The 15,425-nt window shown below is 64.7% G+C and carries 18 protein-coding genes; 14 read left to right on the top strand and 4 right to left on the bottom strand.

Features of this window, described 5'->3' with window-relative positions:
- The first annotated feature begins 21 nt into the window (after positions 1-21).
- The 8 genes from SLG_RS11370 (at position 22) to uvrC (ending at position 5,497) form a co-directional block, all read left to right on the top strand.
- Entirely contained in the window at positions 22-204 is a 183-nt protein-coding gene (locus tag SLG_RS11370; RefSeq protein ID WP_014076614.1) for a YnbE family lipoprotein, read from the top strand.
- A complete protein-coding gene (locus SLG_RS11365) occupies positions 201-602 on the top strand; it encodes a YdbL family protein (RefSeq protein ID WP_014076613.1) in 402 nt (133 codons plus the stop codon). The genes SLG_RS11370 and SLG_RS11365 overlap by 4 nt, the downstream gene beginning before the upstream one ends.
- A gap of 186 nt (positions 603-788) precedes the next feature.
- Positions 789-1,112, top strand: coding sequence for an AtpZ/AtpI family protein (locus SLG_RS11360; RefSeq protein ID WP_041393167.1), 324 nt, complete (start codon positions 789-791; stop codon positions 1,110-1,112).
- Between the two features lie 69 nt (positions 1,113-1,181).
- Positions 1,182-1,940 carry a F0F1 ATP synthase subunit A gene (locus tag SLG_RS11355; RefSeq protein WP_173385024.1) on the top strand — a complete coding sequence of 253 codons (759 nt, stop codon included), beginning with the start codon at positions 1,182-1,184 and terminating at the stop codon, positions 1,938-1,940.
- 48 nt (positions 1,941-1,988) lie between these two features.
- Positions 1,989-2,216, top strand: a complete 228-nt coding sequence (locus SLG_RS11350) for a F0F1 ATP synthase subunit C (RefSeq protein ID WP_014076610.1) — start codon at positions 1,989-1,991, stop codon at positions 2,214-2,216.
- A gap of 86 nt (positions 2,217-2,302) precedes the next feature.
- Complete coding sequence (locus SLG_RS11345) at positions 2,303-2,788, top strand: F0F1 ATP synthase subunit B family protein (protein ID WP_014076609.1); 486 nt, start codon at positions 2,303-2,305, stop codon at positions 2,786-2,788.
- A gap of 1 nt (position 2,789) precedes the next feature.
- Positions 2,790-3,443 (top strand): F0F1 ATP synthase subunit B family protein, encoded by a 654-nt coding sequence (locus tag SLG_RS11340; protein WP_014076608.1) that lies wholly within the window; start codon positions 2,790-2,792, stop codon positions 3,441-3,443.
- 131 nt (positions 3,444-3,574) lie between these two features.
- Positions 3,575-5,497: an excinuclease ABC subunit UvrC gene (gene uvrC, locus SLG_RS11335; protein WP_014076607.1), complete on the top strand. Its 1,923-nt coding sequence runs from the start codon at positions 3,575-3,577 to the stop codon at positions 5,495-5,497.
- 36 nt (positions 5,498-5,533) lie between these two features.
- On the opposite strand, the gene SLG_RS11330 is transcribed toward uvrC, so the two are convergent.
- Entirely contained in the window at positions 5,534-6,094 is a 561-nt protein-coding gene (locus SLG_RS11330; RefSeq protein ID WP_014076606.1) for an OmpA family protein, read from the bottom strand.
- A 285-nt stretch (positions 6,095-6,379) separates the two neighbouring features.
- On the opposite strand from SLG_RS11330, the gene secG reads away from it, so the two are divergent.
- From secG to SLG_RS11315, 3 genes are all read left to right on the top strand, one after another.
- A complete protein-coding gene (gene secG, locus SLG_RS11325) occupies positions 6,380-6,760 on the top strand; it encodes a preprotein translocase subunit SecG (protein ID WP_014076605.1) in 381 nt (126 codons plus the stop codon).
- Positions 6,761-6,842: 82 nt separating this feature from the next.
- Positions 6,843-8,477 carry a CTP synthase gene (locus SLG_RS11320; protein WP_014076604.1) on the top strand — a complete coding sequence of 545 codons (1,635 nt, stop codon included), beginning with the start codon at positions 6,843-6,845 and terminating at the stop codon, positions 8,475-8,477.
- Between the two features lie 76 nt (positions 8,478-8,553).
- Positions 8,554-9,324 (top strand): GNAT family N-acetyltransferase, encoded by a 771-nt coding sequence (locus tag SLG_RS11315; RefSeq protein ID WP_014076603.1) that lies wholly within the window; start codon positions 8,554-8,556, stop codon positions 9,322-9,324.
- A 99-nt stretch (positions 9,325-9,423) separates the two neighbouring features.
- Here SLG_RS11315 and SLG_RS11310 read toward each other — a convergent pair whose 3' ends face one another.
- The gene (locus SLG_RS11310; RefSeq protein ID WP_041393165.1) at positions 9,424-9,891 is read right to left on the bottom strand and encodes an Hsp20 family protein; all 468 of its coding nucleotides are present in this window, start codon (positions 9,889-9,891) and stop codon (positions 9,424-9,426) included.
- Positions 9,892-11,079: 1,188 nt separating this feature from the next.
- Between SLG_RS11310 and SLG_RS11305 the strand changes: the two genes are divergently transcribed.
- The 3 genes from SLG_RS11305 (at position 11,080) to SLG_RS11295 (ending at position 13,743) form a co-directional block, all read left to right on the top strand.
- Entirely contained in the window at positions 11,080-12,330 is a 1,251-nt protein-coding gene (locus tag SLG_RS11305) for a lipoprotein-releasing ABC transporter permease subunit (RefSeq protein ID WP_014076601.1), read from the top strand.
- The gene (locus SLG_RS11300; RefSeq protein WP_014076600.1) at positions 12,323-12,994 is read left to right on the top strand and encodes an ABC transporter ATP-binding protein; all 672 of its coding nucleotides are present in this window, start codon (positions 12,323-12,325) and stop codon (positions 12,992-12,994) included. The genes SLG_RS11305 and SLG_RS11300 overlap by 8 nt, the downstream gene beginning before the upstream one ends.
- An 83-nt stretch (positions 12,995-13,077) precedes the next feature.
- Positions 13,078-13,743, top strand: coding sequence for an SDR family oxidoreductase (locus SLG_RS11295; protein WP_014076599.1), 666 nt, complete (start codon positions 13,078-13,080; stop codon positions 13,741-13,743).
- Between the two features lie 66 nt (positions 13,744-13,809).
- Here SLG_RS11295 and SLG_RS11290 read toward each other — a convergent pair whose 3' ends face one another.
- Both SLG_RS11290 and SLG_RS11285 read right to left on the bottom strand, forming a co-directional pair.
- Positions 13,810-14,136 carry a DUF1905 domain-containing protein gene (locus SLG_RS11290; protein WP_014076598.1) on the bottom strand — a complete coding sequence of 109 codons (327 nt, stop codon included), beginning with the start codon at positions 14,134-14,136 and terminating at the stop codon, positions 13,810-13,812.
- A gap of 7 nt (positions 14,137-14,143) precedes the next feature.
- On the bottom strand, positions 14,144-15,304 hold the full coding sequence (locus SLG_RS11285; protein ID WP_014076597.1) for a Yip1 family protein: 1,161 nt from the start codon (positions 15,302-15,304) through the stop codon (positions 14,144-14,146).
- Positions 15,305-15,425 lie beyond the last annotated feature (121 nt).

The following is a 15,425-nucleotide window of genomic DNA, read 5'->3' as shown; positions in this document are numbered from 1 at the left end:
CAGCGACCATGGTTGGAGTTGATGGAGCGAACGGGACTGATGCTGCTGCTGACAGGCGGCCTGTGCGCCTGCATCCAGGTGCGGGCGCCCGAGAAGCCCATCGAGATCAATCTCAACGTGAAGATCCAGCAGGAAGTCGTCGTGCGTCTCCAGCAGGACGCCAGAGACCTCATCGAGAACAATCCGGAGCTTTTCCCCAAATGACACGCATCTTCAGCAGGTCGAATCTCCTGAGCGGAATGCTCGCCGGGCTGATGACCTTGAGCGCGCCCGCAATGGCGCAGGACAGCGTCGTGAGCGCCGCGAAGGCAGCCGGAACCGTAGGCGAGCAGGCCGATGGCTATCTCGGCACCAAGGGCTCCGTGAGCGCCGAGGTGCGCGCGGCCGTCGATGCCCTGAACATCAAGCGCCGGGCGGCCTATACCGAGCTGGCCGCCAAGCGCGGCGTCACCGTCGCCGACATGGCGGCCGTCACCGGTTGCCAGACGCTCGCTGGCCGGGTCGCCCAGGGGCAGATCTACCGGATCGGCAACGGAGACTGGCAGACCAAGGGCGCCGGTCCGATCGCCCTGCCGGATTATTGCGCCGCAGCCGGCAAATAATCCCGCTCGATTCGCTGTTCTTTTGCGGGGGATTGCCAGCTTTTCTGCCGCATTTAGCCATTCCCACCGCTAGTGTTGACTTGCGGGGCTTCGCTTTCTACACGGGCCCCGCTTTGACGGGGGCGGCCCAGGCAAGTCATGCAGCGACGGTTTGTGTCCCCGGTGGCGCAAACGGGAGTGGGCATGATGAGCGAGACCGAACCCGAGCAGGACCCGATTGCCGAGGATAGTCGCATCAAGTCGCTCTCTGAGCGGCTGGATCGTGCTGAGGCGGTCGAGAAGGTCAGGACCGGTGCAGGCCGGACCGGGCATGCCGACGCGAATTATCGTCTCGGCAACCGGGTGCTTGCGGAACTGATCGGCGGTCTTGCCGGTGGTGCGCTGATCGGATGGGTCCTGGACCGGTTCATCGGCACGTCGCCCTGGCTCCTGCTGGCCTTCCTCTTTCTGGGGATCATCGTGGCCTTCAGGAACATCATTAGGATTTCGACGAAGCGTCCTGAAAAATAGGGCGCTTTCGTCATATCGCAGGCGTTTATTGGGAAGCAGACTGTGGCAGAACCCGGCAAGATCGACCCCATGCACCAATTCGCGATCGAGCCGATGTTCGGCACCGATCATCTCGCGATCGGCGGCTATAACATCGCCTTCACGAACAGTGCGCTCTGGATGGTCATCACGGTGCTCGTGCTCTGGGTGTTCATGCTCGGCGGCATGAAGCGGGAGCTGGTGCCCGGCCGCTGGCAGGCCGCCGTGGAATCGATGACCGGCTTCATCGCCAAGCTGACCGACGAGAATATCGGCAAGGGCGGGCGCAAATATGTGCCTTACATCTTCTCGCTGTTCATGTTCATCCTGTTCGCGAACCTGCTCGGCCTGCTGCCGCTCGGTCTGATCGGCCTGCATCCCTTCACCTTCACCAGCCATTTCACCGTCACTGGCGTTCTGGCGATCATGAGCTTCTCGATCGTGCTGATCGTGGGCTTCTGGAAGCATGGCATCAAGTTCTTCTCGCTGTTCATCCCGCACGGCACGCCGCTGCCCATGGTGCTGGTGATCTTCCCGATCGAGCTGGTGTCCTTCCTGTTCCGGCCCTTCAGCCTCGGCCTGCGACTCTTCGTCGCCATGATCGCCGGGCACATCCTGCTCAAGGTGCTCGCCGGTTTCGTCATCAATGCCTCCAATGCCAGCCCGCTCTGGGGCGGCGTGGTCGGCGTGCCCAGCTTCGCGCTGATGATCGGCGTTTCGGCGCTGGAAATCCTCGTGGCCGGCATTCAGGCTTATGTGTTCGCACTGCTCACGTCGCTGTACATTCACGACGCCGAGCATCTGCACTGATTTTTCAACCAACGACCAAAGCGATTTTTTGAAAAGGAGTTAAGTAACATGGACGCAGAAGCCGCAAAGCTGATCGGTGCCGGTCTGGCTGCTATCGGTGCCGGCGTGGCCGCGCTGGGCGTGGGCAACGTGTTCGGTTCGTTCCTCGAGAGCGCGCTGCGCAATCCGGGCGCCGCTGACGGCCAGCAGGGCCGCCTGTTCATCGGCTTCGCCGCCGCAGAGCTTCTCGGCCTGCTGGCGTTCGTCGTCGCGATGATCCTGATCTTCGTTGCCTGATCGCCCGCAAGACGATCGGACAATGATGGCGGATTCGGCGGTTGCCCTCGCAGGGCACCGTCGGACCGCGCAGACGGACAGGTGATATGCCTCAGATAGCCCAGCTTGCCGCAACCTACTCGTCGCAGATCTTCTGGCTTCTGCTGACTTTCGGGTTCGTGTTCTTCGTGATCGGCCTCGGTATGGTGCCGAAGGTGCAGTCCACGGTGGATGCCCGCGACAAGAAGATTGCCGATGATCTCGAGGCGGCTCGCGCCGGCTCGGCGGCGGCCGACGCCCTGGAAGCCGACTGGCGCGCCAGGGAGAATGAGGCACGCGCCGCGGCCCAGGCCCGCATCGCGCAGGCCAAGGCCGAAGCTGCCCGGAACCGGGAAATCGCACTGGCCAAGGCCGATGCGGCGGCCGGGGGGAAACTGGCCGCTGCGGAACGTGAGATCGAGGCCGGGCGCGTGAAGGCGCTGGGCGAGATCGAGGCGGTCGCGGCGGAAGTTGCGAGCGACATCGTGCAGCGCGTTGCCGGCGCGAATGTTCCCGCCGATATGGCGCTCCAGGCAGTGAAGGCGGTGATCTGACATGGCGAACGAAGCACCCGCAGCGGCAGCGGCTGAGGCCGCCGCCAGCGACAACGGATCGGTTGCCGTCCAGTATAATCTCGATCATGCCGATCGGATGCAGGGCATGGACGGAGAAGTCCATTCCGCCACCGAAGCCTTCGGTGGTCCGGCCGCGCATGGCGTTGAATCGTCCGCGCTCTGGATGGATGCCACCGGCTGGGTCAGCCTTTCCATGCTGGTCTTCCTGGCCATTCTGGTCTGGAAGAAAGTGCCCGCCCTGATCGGTGGCGCGCTGGACAAGAAGATCGCGGGGATCCGCGCCCAGCTCGACGAGGCTGCCCGGCTCCGCAAGGAAGCCGAGGCGCTCAAGGCCGAGTATGAGCGCAAGATCGCGACGGTCGCGCAGGAGGCGGATGCCATGCGCGTCGCTGCCGAGCAGGAAGCGGCCGATCTGATCAGCGCCGCCAGGACCGAGGCGGAAGCGCTCGTCGTCCGTCGCCAGAAGATGGCCGAGGACAAGATTGCCGCTGCCGAGCGTGCGGCCATCGCCGATGTGCGCGCCCGCGCCGCGACCGCTGCGACCGCCGCGGCTGCCACGCTGATCCGGCAGGCCCATGACGCCAAGGCCGACAAGGGCCTTGTGGACGAGGTGATCGGCAAGCTGGCGCACTGATCCGGCGCATGATCGTCATGAAAGGCCGGGCAGGGCGACCTGCCCGGCTTTTTCGTGCCTGGCGGCGCCCGGTGAGGCAATCCCGTCGCCGGCGCATTGCCCCCGCAGCGGCGCACGCCTAAATCGCCATCATGAGTGATCGTCCGTCATCCCCCAATCGCTTCAATGAGGAGAAGGCGACTTATGCCGTCCGTGGCAGTGAGCTGCCGGATGTCGAAGCCGGCGTTGCCGCGATCCGCGAGACGCTGAAGACGCTCGGCGCGCGGCCGGGCGTCTATCGGATGCAGGATGCCCGGGGCGACGTGCTCTATGTCGGCAAGGCTCGCGCGCTCCGCAATCGCGTCGCCAATTATACGCAGGTCGAGCGCCTCTCGAAGCGTCTCCAGCGGATGGTCTCGCAGACCCGCTCCATGACGATCGTCACCACGCAGAGCGAAGCCGAGGCGCTGCTGCTCGAAGCGCAGCTCATCAAGCGCTTCCGGCCCCCGTACAATGTGCTCCTGCGCGACGACAAAAGCTTCCCTTTCATCCTGTTGCGCGAGGATCATGATTTTCCCCGGGTGCAGCTCCATCGCGGCGCGCGGAAGATCAAGGGGCGCTATTACGGGCCGTTCGCCGGGGCGGGGCAGGTCCGCAAGACATTGAACGCGCTTCAGAAGCTCTTTCTCCTGCGCAGCTGCACGGACAGCTTCTTCAACAATCGCTCGCGCCCGTGCCTTCTCTATCAGATTCGCCGATGCTCCGCGCCCTGCGTCGGCCGGATCAGCGAATCCGCTTATGCGGAGCTGGTTTCGGATGCACAGGATTTCCTGGGCGGCAAGTCGACCCGGGTGCAGGCCAAGCTTGGCGAGGCGATGAACGCCGCTGCCGAGGCGCTCGATTTCGAGATGGCGGCCGTCTACCGGGACCGGCTCAAGGCCCTGACCTTCATTCAGGGCAGCCAGGCCATCCATGCCGAGGGGCTCGGCGATGCGGATCTTTTCGCATTGGCCAGTCGCAATGGCGGCATCTGCATCCAGGCCTTCTTCATCCGGGGCGGGCAGAACTGGGGGCATCGCGCTTTCTTCCCCGTCCACACTGCGGAGGTGAGCGAGGATGAAGTGCTGATGCAGTTCATGGCGCAATTCTACGAGGATGTGCCGCCCGCGCCGCTCGTGCTGTGCGATCGCGAACCGTCGGAAACGCTTCTGCTCGCCGAGGCGCTGAGCCAGCGGATCGGCCGCAAGGTCCGCATCGAGGTTCCGCAGCGCGGCGAGCGGGTCAAGCTCATCAGGCAGGCGCAGCGCAATGCCGAGGAAGCTCTCGAACGGCGGCAGGCTGAAAGCAGCGCGCAGGGCAAGGTTCTGGCCGAGCTGACCGATCTGTTCGGGCTGGAGGGGCCGCCCGATCGCATCGAGGTATACGACAACAGCCATATCCAGGGCACGAACGCGCTCGGCGCGATGATCGTCGCGGGGCCGGAGGGCTTCCGCAAGAATGCCTATCGCAAGTTCAACATCCGGCGCCCCGAAACCGTGCCGGGCGACGATTTCGCGATGATGCGCGAGGTGTTCGAGCGCCGCTTCGCGCGCGCCCAGGAGGAGGATCCCGAGCGCGAGACGGGCGAATGGCCGGACCTCGTGCTGATCGATGGCGGGCGGGGCCAGCTCAACGCGGCGCGCGCGGTCCTCGAGGAGATGGGCGTGGAGGACGTTCCCATGGTGGGCGTCGCGAAAGGGCCTCATCACGGGCGGGAAGGGCGCGAGGTGTTTCACCTGCCTGACGGAGGCGAATTCACGCTGCCGGTGAATCATCCGGTGCTGTTCTATCTCCAGCGGCTGCGCGACGAGGCGCATCGCTTCGCCATCGGGGCGCACCGGCAGAAACGCGCCAAGGCGATCACGGCGAGTTCACTGGATGACGTGCCCGGCATCGGCCCGGCTCGCAAGAAAGCGCTGCTCATGCATTTCGGCACGGCGCGCGCGGTGCGCAATGCGAGCCTCGATGATCTGCAGCGCGCGCCCGGCGTGTCATCCGCCGTCGCGCAGACGGTCTATGATTATTTCCATGGCTGAGAGCGGTACCGGCCCGCTCCCCCGCCAGCCGTCCTTTCAGTCCAGCACGATCACGACGATGCGGCGATTCTTCGCGCGACCTTCCGGCGTGGTGTTCGGAGCAACGGGCTGAGCCTCGCCATAAGCGATGGTGGACATGCGGTTGGCGCGGATGCCTTGCTTGTGGAGGAAAAGCATCGCGGCGTCGGCGCGGGCCTGCGCCAGCCGCAGGTTGCTGGCCGCGCTGCCGACATTGTCCGTATAGCCCTGGATTTCCAGGAAGACGTTGCGGTTCTCGGCGATCAGCTTCTGCGCGAGTTCGGCCAGGCCTTTCTCGGCCTCGCGGGACAGGGCGGCGCTCCCCGTCGGGAAATGCACTTTGTCGTCGCTCAGCACCACGGAATAGACGAACTTGCCTTCCGCGAGCTGACGGGCAGCCTTGGCGCGTTCGAGCGCTTCCTGCGCGGTGCGGTCAACGGCATCGATTCGGGCGTTCTGCCGGGCCTCCAGCGCGCCGATCTGCTCATTGACATAGGTTTTCGTGGCGCACCCGCCGAGAAGCGCGGCGCAACCGAGCGCGGCGAGGGCAGGCCGGAGAGCGACGAAGCGATGCGTCATGGCGGTCCTTCGAATGGTTGACGAGACTTTGAGGACAGAGTGTCACCAGCGGCACCACAATTGAAGTGCCGGTTGCCGCATCCCTGCGCCAGAATGACGCAGCGGGGGCATGATTGTCTCATGACGGCACAGTTTGCGACGCCTGCGCTCTGCCCGGTCTCGCGCGGCGGTCGGGATTGCGCGCGGGGTATTCGGGGTCGCGTTCGACACGGGCGAGGTTGATGCCGTCGCCGTTCGGCGCTAAGGGCGGCGCAACACGCGATCATACGGAAGTTTCCGCCACTCATGCTTTTCACCTTCCTCCTCGTCGTTCAGGCCATCATCGCTTTCGCGCTGGTCACGGTCATCCTGATGCAGCGTTCGGAAGGCGGCGGGCTGGGCATGGGTGGAAGCCCGTCCGGTCTCATGTCCGCGCGGGGCGCCGCAGACTTTCTGACGCGTGCGACGACCGTTCTCGCGGGGCTGTTCGTTGGCCTCAGCATCGTGCTTGCCGTGATCGCGGCGACGCAGCACCGGGCTGCCACGCTGGATACGTCGCTCGTGGGCCAGACGGCTCCCGCAGGCGATGCGGCGGGTGGCGCGCCTGCCGGCAATGATGCGCTTTCGGGCGCAGCGGCAGCGGCCGGCAATCGAGCGGAAGAGCCGGCGGTCCCGCTCGCTCAGTAACGCATTTCCGCATAATTTTTTCACCGCAGGCGGATTCGTCCGCTTGCCCTCCTGCTCGGGTTCAGCATAAGCCTCATCTCCCATGGCGCGGTTCATATTCATCACCGGCGGCGTGGTCTCCTCGCTTGGCAAAGGCCTTATGGCTGCCTCGCTTGCGGCACTGCTCCAGGCGCGCGGATTCAAGGTCCGCACGCGCAAGTTTGACCCCTATCTCAATGTCGATCCGGGCACGATGTCGCCCTATCAGCATGGCGAAGTCTATGTGACCGACGATGGCGCGGAGACCGATCTGGATCTCGGCCATTATGAGCGCTTCACAGGCGTCGTGAGCCGGCAGGCCGACAATGTGACGCAGGGCCGGATCTACCAGACGATCATCCAGAAGGAGCGTCGCGGCGACTATCTCGGCGCGACGGTGCAGGTGATCCCGCACGTCACGGACGAGATCAAGGCCTTCGCTCTTGCGGAGACCGGCGACGTCGACTTCGTGCTCTGCGAGATCGGCGGCACGGTGGGCGATATCGAAAGCCTGCCGTTCATGGAGGCGATCCGCCAGCTTCACAACGAGCTGGGACCGAAGCAATCCATCTTCGTGCACGTGACTCTGGTGCCCTATATCGCGGCGGCCGGTGAGCTGAAGACCAAGCCCACGCAGCACAGCGTGCGCGAGCTGACGTCGCTCGGCATTCAGCCGCATATCCTGCTGTGCCGGACCGAGCATCCGCTGCCGGATAGCGAGCGGGCCAAGATCGCGCTGTTCTGCAACGTGCCGACCGACGCCGTGATTCCCGCGCTGGATGCGAGCAGCATCTATGCTGTCCCGGCGCAATATCATGCCGAAGGGCTGGATGCCGCCGTGCTGCGGGCCTTTGACATCGAGGGCGCGCCCGCGCCCGACATGGCGCGCTGGATCGACATCATGGATCGCCAGCAGAACCCTGAAGGCGAAGTGACGATCGGCGTCGTCGGCAAATATGTCGGCCTGCCGGATGCGTACAAATCGCTGCACGAGGCACTGGTCCATGGCGGACTGGCGAATCGGGTCAAGGTTCGCATCCAGTGGCTGGATGCCGAACTCTTCGAGGAGGAAGAGAGCGACATTGCCGCGAGACTGGAGCCGATGCACGGCATTCTCGTGCCCGGCGGCTTCGGCGTGCGTGGATCGGAAGGGAAGATCGCGTCCGTGCGTTTCGCCCGCGAGCGTAACGTGCCCTTTTTCGGCATCTGCCTCGGCATGCAGATGGCCTGTATCGAGAGCGCGCGGAATACCGCCGGAATCGCGGGCGCTTCCACCACCGAATTCGGCCCGACGGACGAACCGGTCGTGGGCCTCATCACCGAGTGGATGAGCAAGGAAGGCCTCCAGAAGCGCACCGAGCAGACCGATCTCGGCGGCACGATGCGGCTGGGCGCCTATCCCGCCAAACTGGCCGGCAATAGCGTCGTGGCCAGCATCTACGAGGCTGAGGAGATCAGCGAGCGGCACCGGCATCGCTATGAAGTGAATGCCCGTTATCGCGAGCCGCTGGAAAAAGGCGGTCTCATTTTCTCCGGCATGTCTCCCGACGGGCAATTGCCAGAGATCGTCGAGCGGCCGGACCATTCCTGGTTCATTGGCGTGCAGTTCCATCCCGAACTCAAGTCCAAGCCCTTCGATCCGCATCCGCTCTTCGCCAGCTTCATCGCTGCGGCGCTGAAGCAGAGCCGGCTGGTCTGACGCGTGGAGGGCCGTTCTCGCCGGGATTGGCGGGCAGGCTGTTATCCAGTGACGGAACCAGACCCGGGAAGCGAAGATGGCGATTCACGATCCGGCCTCTGAGGCGATGTGCTGGCGCGTGGAGGCGGCATGCCTCAACGCCTGGCCATCGCCCCGCCAGATCATCCTCGATGGCTGGCTCCTGCGGGCCTCGGGCGGGCCCACGAGGCGGCTGAATTCCGCCAATCCGCTCCATCGCGACGCGGCCGCGAGCGAGCCGCTGATCGAGGCCGTGGAAGCGTTCTACCAGTCGCTGGGGCGCACGCCGATCTTCCGGGTGCCCGACATCTCGCCGCCCATCGATGCCCTGCTGGCGGAACGGGGCTATGCAGCGGATGCGCATACACGAACCTTGTGGGCCGACATGGCCGATCTCCCCACGCAGCCCAACGAAGGCACGGAGACCGCGCTCATCCCACGTCCGGACGCGCGTTGGCTTTCGGCGCGAGATCGGCTGAGCGGCAATGATGATGCCGCCTGCCTCGCCTATCGGGAGACTGTCGCGGCGATCCTGCTGCCGTGCGGGTTCGCCATGGCCTGCCATGCGGGGGACATCAAGGCGGTGGCCTATGGCGCGCTGCAAGGCGATCTGCTGATCGTGGAATCGGTGGTGAGCGATCCTGCGGTGCGCCGGCAGGGATTTGCGCGACAATGTCTTTCGTCATTGTTCGGTTGGGCGCGGGCGAACGGTGCGCGGGCGGCAGCCCTGCAGGTGATGGCGGATAATGTGCCGGCGCTGGCGCTTTATCGGGGGCTGGGCTTCACGCGCGACCTCTACGGATATCACTACCGCATCAAGAGGGGCTAGCCGGGCATGGCGCTCCCCTCATGGAATGAAATGGGCGCCCGGGTTGCCCCGGACGCCCTTCATTTCTCTCTGACTGGTTTAGAGAGACGGTGAAACGGTTCAGGCGGCGTCCTTGTCGCTCTTGAGGTCGATGACCTCACCCTTGCCGTTGATGGCGATTTTGCGAGGCTTCATGGCGTCCGGGATTTCCCGGACCAGTTCCACGGTAAGCAACCCGTCGGACAGATCGGCGCGGTCGACGCGCACGAAGTCAGCCAGCTCGAAGCGGCGCTCGAAGCTGCGATTCGCAATGCCCAGATGCAGGAACTTGGCGTGATCGCTCTCGGCGACCTCGGCCTTCCTGCCGCTGATCTGCAGCAGGTTCTGCTGGGCGGTGATGTCGATCTCGTCCGCCTTGAAGCCGGCGACGGCGAGCGTCACGCGATAGCGGTCCTCGTCCAGCCGCTCGATATTGTAGGGCGGGTAATTATCGGCCTGCTGGAGCCGGGCGTTGTTCTCGATGAGATCGAACAGGCGATCGAAGCCGACAGTGGTTCGGCGATAGGGGGTCAAATCAAATCCACGCATCATCAAATCCTCCTTGTGGAGCGTGTTTGAACTGCGATGCCGGGCCCGCGGCGGGCGCCCGGGGCATCCGTCCGATCCCGAAGTGGCGACCGGACGTGAGGGAGATATGCGTGGTCCAGGCGGTTTCAAGAGGGCCGTTTTCAGATTCCGACACACCGGCTCAAGGGGCGGGAATGCTGCGCCTGACCTATGGAAAGGGGCCGCCGAAAAGCGTTCCGGGCAGGGGCGGACCGGCGGCCGGTCAATCGCGGGAGGACAGAAAACGATATCGCTGAAAGACTAAGCGCCCAGATCGTTGCCGATCCGGGCGCCCGTGGACGAATAATCGTCTCCCCCTTTGGTAGTCGTCTCAACGCGCCTAGCCGGCCCCCTCAAGCGGGTAGGCGGGAGAACGACATCCCTGAACCACGGCCTGCTATGAAGAGCCTGTGTTTCGAGAAGGAAGCTAAGCGAGCCGTCCGGCCCTGTCACGGGGCAAGTCGCGCCGCATGGAAATTGAACCGGCATCTGTGCCAAATCCGCAACAGATAGGGGCGTCCTCGATCTGGATGACACCACATCTCAGCATGAGGGCGGTCGGCGGCCATGCGTTGATCTCGGATCGGGCCACCAGGAGGGGTCATTTTGGGCATGCAGGCGACGGGGCCCAGCTCTTCCTCTCCGCGCCAACTTCGCGTTTCCGCTGTCCTACACGCACCGCGCCATGGCAGCCCTGCCGACTACCTCTTCCCATCGGCGGAGACAGACACATGAACGGCTCTTTTTCATTGAAGCGTTCCCTCGTCCGCGCACTGAGCGGCTTGCCCGGGACAGGCTCCGGCATTCGCCGCATCGGTCCCGCCGCAAAGTGCATGGAACCGGAAGATGACAGGGACGTGTCGTCATCTTTGTAAACTTCCAGCGTGGAGTGCCATGTTGGACCGGGACGGATAGCCCGTCCCCGAGCCCCCGCGCTGCCCATCGCCATGAGTACCCGTCGTCGCCACGGCTCCGCGAATCAGCCGGACCGGCCGGCTCGACTTCCGGGAACTGCCCTTGCGACCCGGGCTACTATCGGAGAGGCCGCACGGATGGCCGGGAACGTGCGCGCCGGCGTGCAATCCGGAATGAACGCTCAGTACGCTTGCCACCCGGGCCGGCGAGCCATAGAGGTGAGCATTCCCTCGTTTCAGAGCTGCCCGCAGCATTATGATCCTTGCCCGTTATGAACGAATGATCGCCCGGCGATACCTGCTGCCGGGCAGGGGGGAAGGCTTCATCTTCGTCGTTGCGTCGATCAGCCTGGTCGCCGTGATGCTGGGCGTTGCGGCGCTCATCGTCGTGATGAGCGTGATGAACGGGTTTCGCGCGGAGCTGTTCGACAAGATCGTGGGGCTGAACGGCCATGCGGTGGTGCAAGGCTATGGCGGTCGGCTGGACAACTGGCAGGCGATTGCCGAGCAGGCGCGCAAGACACCAGGCGTTACCAGCGCCACCCCGCTGATCGAGCAGCCGCTGCTGGCGATCTTCAATGGCCGGGTGGAAGCGGCTCTGATCCGCGGCATGACGGAGAGCGATATCCGCGAGAACAGCGCGCTCGGCAGCAAGCTGGTCGCCGGCTCGCTCGATTCGGTTCGTGCCGGCAGCGGCAAGGTGGCGATCGGTTCCCGCCTCGCCGAGAATCTCGGCGTCAATGTCGGCCAGACCATCAGCATCATCAATCCGGCGGGCCGCTCGACGCCATTCGGCACCGTGCCGCGCCAGCTTCCCTATGAGGTGGGCGCGATCTTCGAGATCGGCGTCTATGATTATGACAAGGCGTTCATCATCATGCCGATGGAGGATGCGCAGCTCCTGCTGCTGATGGGCGATCAGGTCGGCATGGTGGAAGTCCAGACCGTGGATCCCGACCGGGTCGGAGAGATCCTCGCGCCGCTCGCAAAGCAGGTGGAAGGCAAGGCGCTGGTGATCGACTGGCGACAGATGAACTCCAGCCTGTTCGAGGCGCTGCAGGTCGACCGGGTGGTGTCGTTCGTCATCCTTTCGCTGATCATTCTGGTCGCGGTGTTCAACATCCTGTCCTCCCTCATCATGCTGGCGCGGGCGAAGACGCGGGACATCGCCATCCTGCGTACGATGGGCGCGACATGGCGCGGGCTCCTGCGCATCTTCGTGACGGTCGGGCTGGCGATCGGCGCCACCGGCACGCTGGCGGGCGCAGCGCTCGGCTTCATCATCCTGCATTTCCGGCAGGGAATCCTCGATGGCGTGCAGTTCCTCACCGGCCAGCAGCTCTGGGATCCTTCGATCCGCTTCCTGACCACGCTGCCGTCCAAGCCCGATCCGGTGGAGATCATCGGCATCTGCCTCATGTCCATCGGCTTCTCCTTCCTCGCTACGCTTTATCCGGCGCTGAAGGCCGCCAACACCGATCCGGTGCAGGTGCTGCGCTATGAGTGAAGTCCTTTCCGTCACCGCGCTTTCGCGCAGCTTCACCCAGGGCGGCGCCCGGATCGATGTGCTGCGCGGTGTCGACCTCACGGTTGATGCGGGGGAAATCATCGCGCTGCTGGGTCCTTCCGGCTCCGGAAAGTCGACCATGCTGCAGGCGATCGGCCTGCTGGAGGGCGGCTATGGCGGCTCCATCCGCCTGTGCGGCGTGGAAGTGGCGAAGGAAGGCAATGAAGGGCGCACGCGCCTGCGGCGTGAGAAGCTGGGCTTCGTCTACCAGTTCCATCATCTCTTGCCGGATTTCACCGCCATCGAGAATGTCATCCTGCCCCAGCTCATTCTCGGCCGGGGGATGGACGAGGCGCGGGCGCGGGCGGAAAGCCTGCTCACTGATCTGGGTCTTGCGCAGCGGCTCGACCACAAGCCAAGCCAGCTTTCCGGCGGGGAGCAGCAGCGCGTGGCCGTGGCGCGCGCCCTCGCCAACCGGCCCGCGCTGGTGCTGGCGGATGAGCCCACCGGCAATCTGGATGAGCGCACGGCCGATGTGGTCGTCGACGAGTTCATCCGGCTTGTGCGCGAACAGGGGTCGGCGGCGTTGATCGCCACGCATAATGAGAGGCTCGCCGCGCGGATGGACCGGATCGTGCGCCTGCACGACGGGCGACTGGACTGAGGCGACAGCGCCCACCCGTCTGGTGTATGACTGTGCCCCGGAGCGGGCGACCATGAATGTGTTCGAGCGCAAGGAGAGAGAGCATGGCCACTATCGTCATCACCGGCGCCAATCGCGGCATCGGCCTGGAACTCGCCCGCCAATATGCGGCGGCCGGGAATATCGTGATCCGCGCCATGCGGGGGACCGACAAGGCGGAAGAACCCATCGGCGAGACGCTCGCGCTCGATGTGAGTGACCCGGCCGGGATCGCGACCTTCGCGGCGGCATTGGAGGGGCGGGCGATCGATCTGCTCATCAATAATGCCGGGATTTCCGGCCCGGCCCGGCAAAGCGCGACCGATATGGATTTCGACGGCTTCGCGCAGGTTCTTGACGTCAATGTGCTTGGCCCGCTGCGCGTGACGCAGGCGCTGCTGCCCAATCTGCGCAAGGCGCCTGCCGGGAAGATCGCGGTCGTCTCCAGCCTGATGGGGTCGATGGCCTCCCCGCAGTCCGGCCATGTCGCCTATCGCGCTTCGAAGACGGCCGTGAACAAGGTCTTTCAGTGCCTTGCGGCCGATCTCTCGGCGGAAGGCATCGCGGTGGCCTGCCTGCATCCGGGCTGGGTGCGCACCGACATGGGCGGCGCGGGAGCGGATATCGACGTGGCGACCAGCGCCGGGGGCCTGCGGGCCGTGCTGGACGCGCTCGATGTCGCCAGGACCGGGCGATTCTGGAACTATGACGGCAGTGAACTCGCCTGGTGATCCCTCGCTGGCCTTGGGCTAGATCATTGCCGGCGTTTGATTTTTGAGAGCAGGCCTGATCCCGATCTAACCCGCCCGGGGCGATGCAGCCGGGACCTCAAGCGTGACCGACACGCGGTCGCCGACCGAGATGTCGAGCTGCGCGCGCACTTTGTCCCTGAGCGGCAGATAATAGCTGCCGTCCCTCGGGAAGAGCGATGTCTCGAACGTCACATCCGCGATCGTCACTTTGGCGGGGATCATGCCCCAGCCATAGCTGACCGCGCGACCGGCTTCGCGAAGCGCCTGCGCGTCATGCAGGGGCACTGCGATGAAGACATAAGGCGCCGGGCCGCGCCAGGAAATCACCTCCGCTTCGAACGTGAAGCGCAGGCGTTCCGCCTCATGTGGCATCGCGGGTTCAGCTCTTGCCGAGCGTGGCGAGCTTGCCCTGATCGATGCTGGCGACGGCGGCCTTCAGCTCATCGATGCTGGCGGCATCGCCTTCCGCCTCGATGATGAAGCGCTTGCCCACGATCGTGGCGAACTTGCCGTCGCCAGCGGAGCGATCCCATTTCTCGATCACCAGATTGCCGTCGACCGTGCTGGTGCGCTCATAGCCATCGGCATCTTCCCGGTTGGCTTCCACCCCGAAGGCGGTGGCCATGCCTGCCCATGCGCCCGCGATGGTGATGTCCGCGATCTTGAGCGTGAACCGCCTGTCGCCCGCCTCATATGTGCCTTCAGCCGTGCTGCCGGGACCGGCGCGGGCGCTTTCGACTGCGACGCGCTGGTAGGCACCGATGCTGGCGGGCAGCAGGGACTGGAGATCGGCGGGCGCCGCTGCCGTCACATTGCCCTCTATGGCGCTTTCCATGTCCCGGCCCGCCTGCTCGATCTTGTCCGTATCGAACGTGCCGACGCCGGGGATGGAAATGCTGCCGCCGCCCTCCGAGACCGACGGCGAATCCCAGGAGGACGCGCCGAACATGCCTCCGATCGCCCCGACGATCGCGGCGGTCACGAAATAGAGCAGGATCGCGCAGATGACGGTGACGATGGTGTAGGTGAGCGCTTTCTCGCCCGGCACCTTCATCATCGGCGCGGCACCGACATAGAAGAGGTAGAAGGAATAGAGACCGACGATGCCGAGCAGGGAAAGCGAAGGGACGAGGCTGAAGATACCGGCGAGCCAGCTTGCCGTCATGGAATAGACCACGAGCTTGAAGGCATTGCGGGAACTGCTTTCGCCGCCGAAACTGGCTGCCAGCTTGTTGGCGATGAAGCTCAGCACGAAGATTCCGACCAGCGACAATATGTAGCCGCCAACGGCAATCGACAGGCTCCCCATGATGGAAGGGCGGAAGCTGATGCCGAACGCGCCGTAGCCGAAAATCTGCCCGCCCAGAAAGCTCGCCACGGGGCCGATGGCGGCCAGTGGCACGGCATAACGCGTGAAGACCTCGCCGCTGGGCGTCGTTTCGCGCGCGATGACCGGCCATTCATCCCTGGGCTTGAGAATGATTGCCTTGGCGCGGGCGGCGATGTCCCCGCCGGGCCCTGCGGGCGTTTCCACTGTCATGACATCGTCTCCCCCAAAACGGATATGATCAGCGCTCATTTGGACCATGAATCGCCGCAAGTGGCAAGTTTGCGCGCGCGGATGGGTAAAAGCCTGTGGACAAGTCGTCTCGCGGGCAAGC

This window comes from Sphingobium sp. SYK-6, assembly GCF_000283515.1.
GTDB classification, from domain to species: domain Bacteria; phylum Pseudomonadota; class Alphaproteobacteria; order Sphingomonadales; family Sphingomonadaceae; genus Sphingobium; species Sphingobium lignivorans.
Note: the sequence above shows the minus strand (reverse complement) of the source record. Positions and strands in the feature narration are given on the sequence as shown.

What these genes read in the sequence shown, in the direction of transcription:
- SLG_RS11370 (WP_014076614.1), top strand. Translation starts at nt 22, where the DNA reads ATGGAGCGAACGGGACTGATGCTGCTGCTGACAGGCGGCCTGTGCGCC.
- SLG_RS11290 (WP_014076598.1), bottom strand. Translation starts at nt 14,136, where the DNA reads ATGCCACATGAGGCGGAACGCCTGCGCTTCACGTTCGAAGCGGAGGTG.
- SLG_RS11340 (WP_014076608.1), top strand. Translation starts at nt 2,790, where the DNA reads ATGGCGAACGAAGCACCCGCAGCGGCAGCGGCTGAGGCCGCCGCCAGC.
- SLG_RS11330 (WP_014076606.1), bottom strand. Translation starts at nt 6,094, where the DNA reads ATGACGCATCGCTTCGTCGCTCTCCGGCCTGCCCTCGCCGCGCTCGGT.
- SLG_RS11355 (WP_173385024.1), top strand. Translation starts at nt 1,182, where the DNA reads ATGCACCAATTCGCGATCGAGCCGATGTTCGGCACCGATCATCTCGCG.
- uvrC (WP_014076607.1), top strand. Translation starts at nt 3,575, where the DNA reads ATGAGTGATCGTCCGTCATCCCCCAATCGCTTCAATGAGGAGAAGGCG.
- SLG_RS11360 (WP_041393167.1), top strand. Translation starts at nt 789, where the DNA reads ATGAGCGAGACCGAACCCGAGCAGGACCCGATTGCCGAGGATAGTCGC.
- SLG_RS11345 (WP_014076609.1), top strand. Translation starts at nt 2,303, where the DNA reads ATGCCTCAGATAGCCCAGCTTGCCGCAACCTACTCGTCGCAGATCTTC.
- SLG_RS11305 (WP_014076601.1), top strand. Translation starts at nt 11,080, where the DNA reads ATGATCCTTGCCCGTTATGAACGAATGATCGCCCGGCGATACCTGCTG.
- SLG_RS11295 (WP_014076599.1), top strand. Translation starts at nt 13,078, where the DNA reads ATGGCCACTATCGTCATCACCGGCGCCAATCGCGGCATCGGCCTGGAA.
- secG (WP_014076605.1), top strand. Translation starts at nt 6,380, where the DNA reads ATGCTTTTCACCTTCCTCCTCGTCGTTCAGGCCATCATCGCTTTCGCG.
- SLG_RS11285 (WP_014076597.1), bottom strand. Translation starts at nt 15,304, where the DNA reads ATGACAGTGGAAACGCCCGCAGGGCCCGGCGGGGACATCGCCGCCCGC.
- SLG_RS11320 (WP_014076604.1), top strand. Translation starts at nt 6,843, where the DNA reads ATGGCGCGGTTCATATTCATCACCGGCGGCGTGGTCTCCTCGCTTGGC.
- SLG_RS11315 (WP_014076603.1), top strand. Translation starts at nt 8,554, where the DNA reads ATGGCGATTCACGATCCGGCCTCTGAGGCGATGTGCTGGCGCGTGGAG.
- SLG_RS11300 (WP_014076600.1), top strand. Translation starts at nt 12,323, where the DNA reads ATGAGTGAAGTCCTTTCCGTCACCGCGCTTTCGCGCAGCTTCACCCAG.
- SLG_RS11365 (WP_014076613.1), top strand. Translation starts at nt 201, where the DNA reads ATGACACGCATCTTCAGCAGGTCGAATCTCCTGAGCGGAATGCTCGCC.
- SLG_RS11350 (WP_014076610.1), top strand. Translation starts at nt 1,989, where the DNA reads ATGGACGCAGAAGCCGCAAAGCTGATCGGTGCCGGTCTGGCTGCTATC.
- SLG_RS11310 (WP_041393165.1), bottom strand. Translation starts at nt 9,891, where the DNA reads ATGCGTGGATTTGATTTGACCCCCTATCGCCGAACCACTGTCGGCTTC.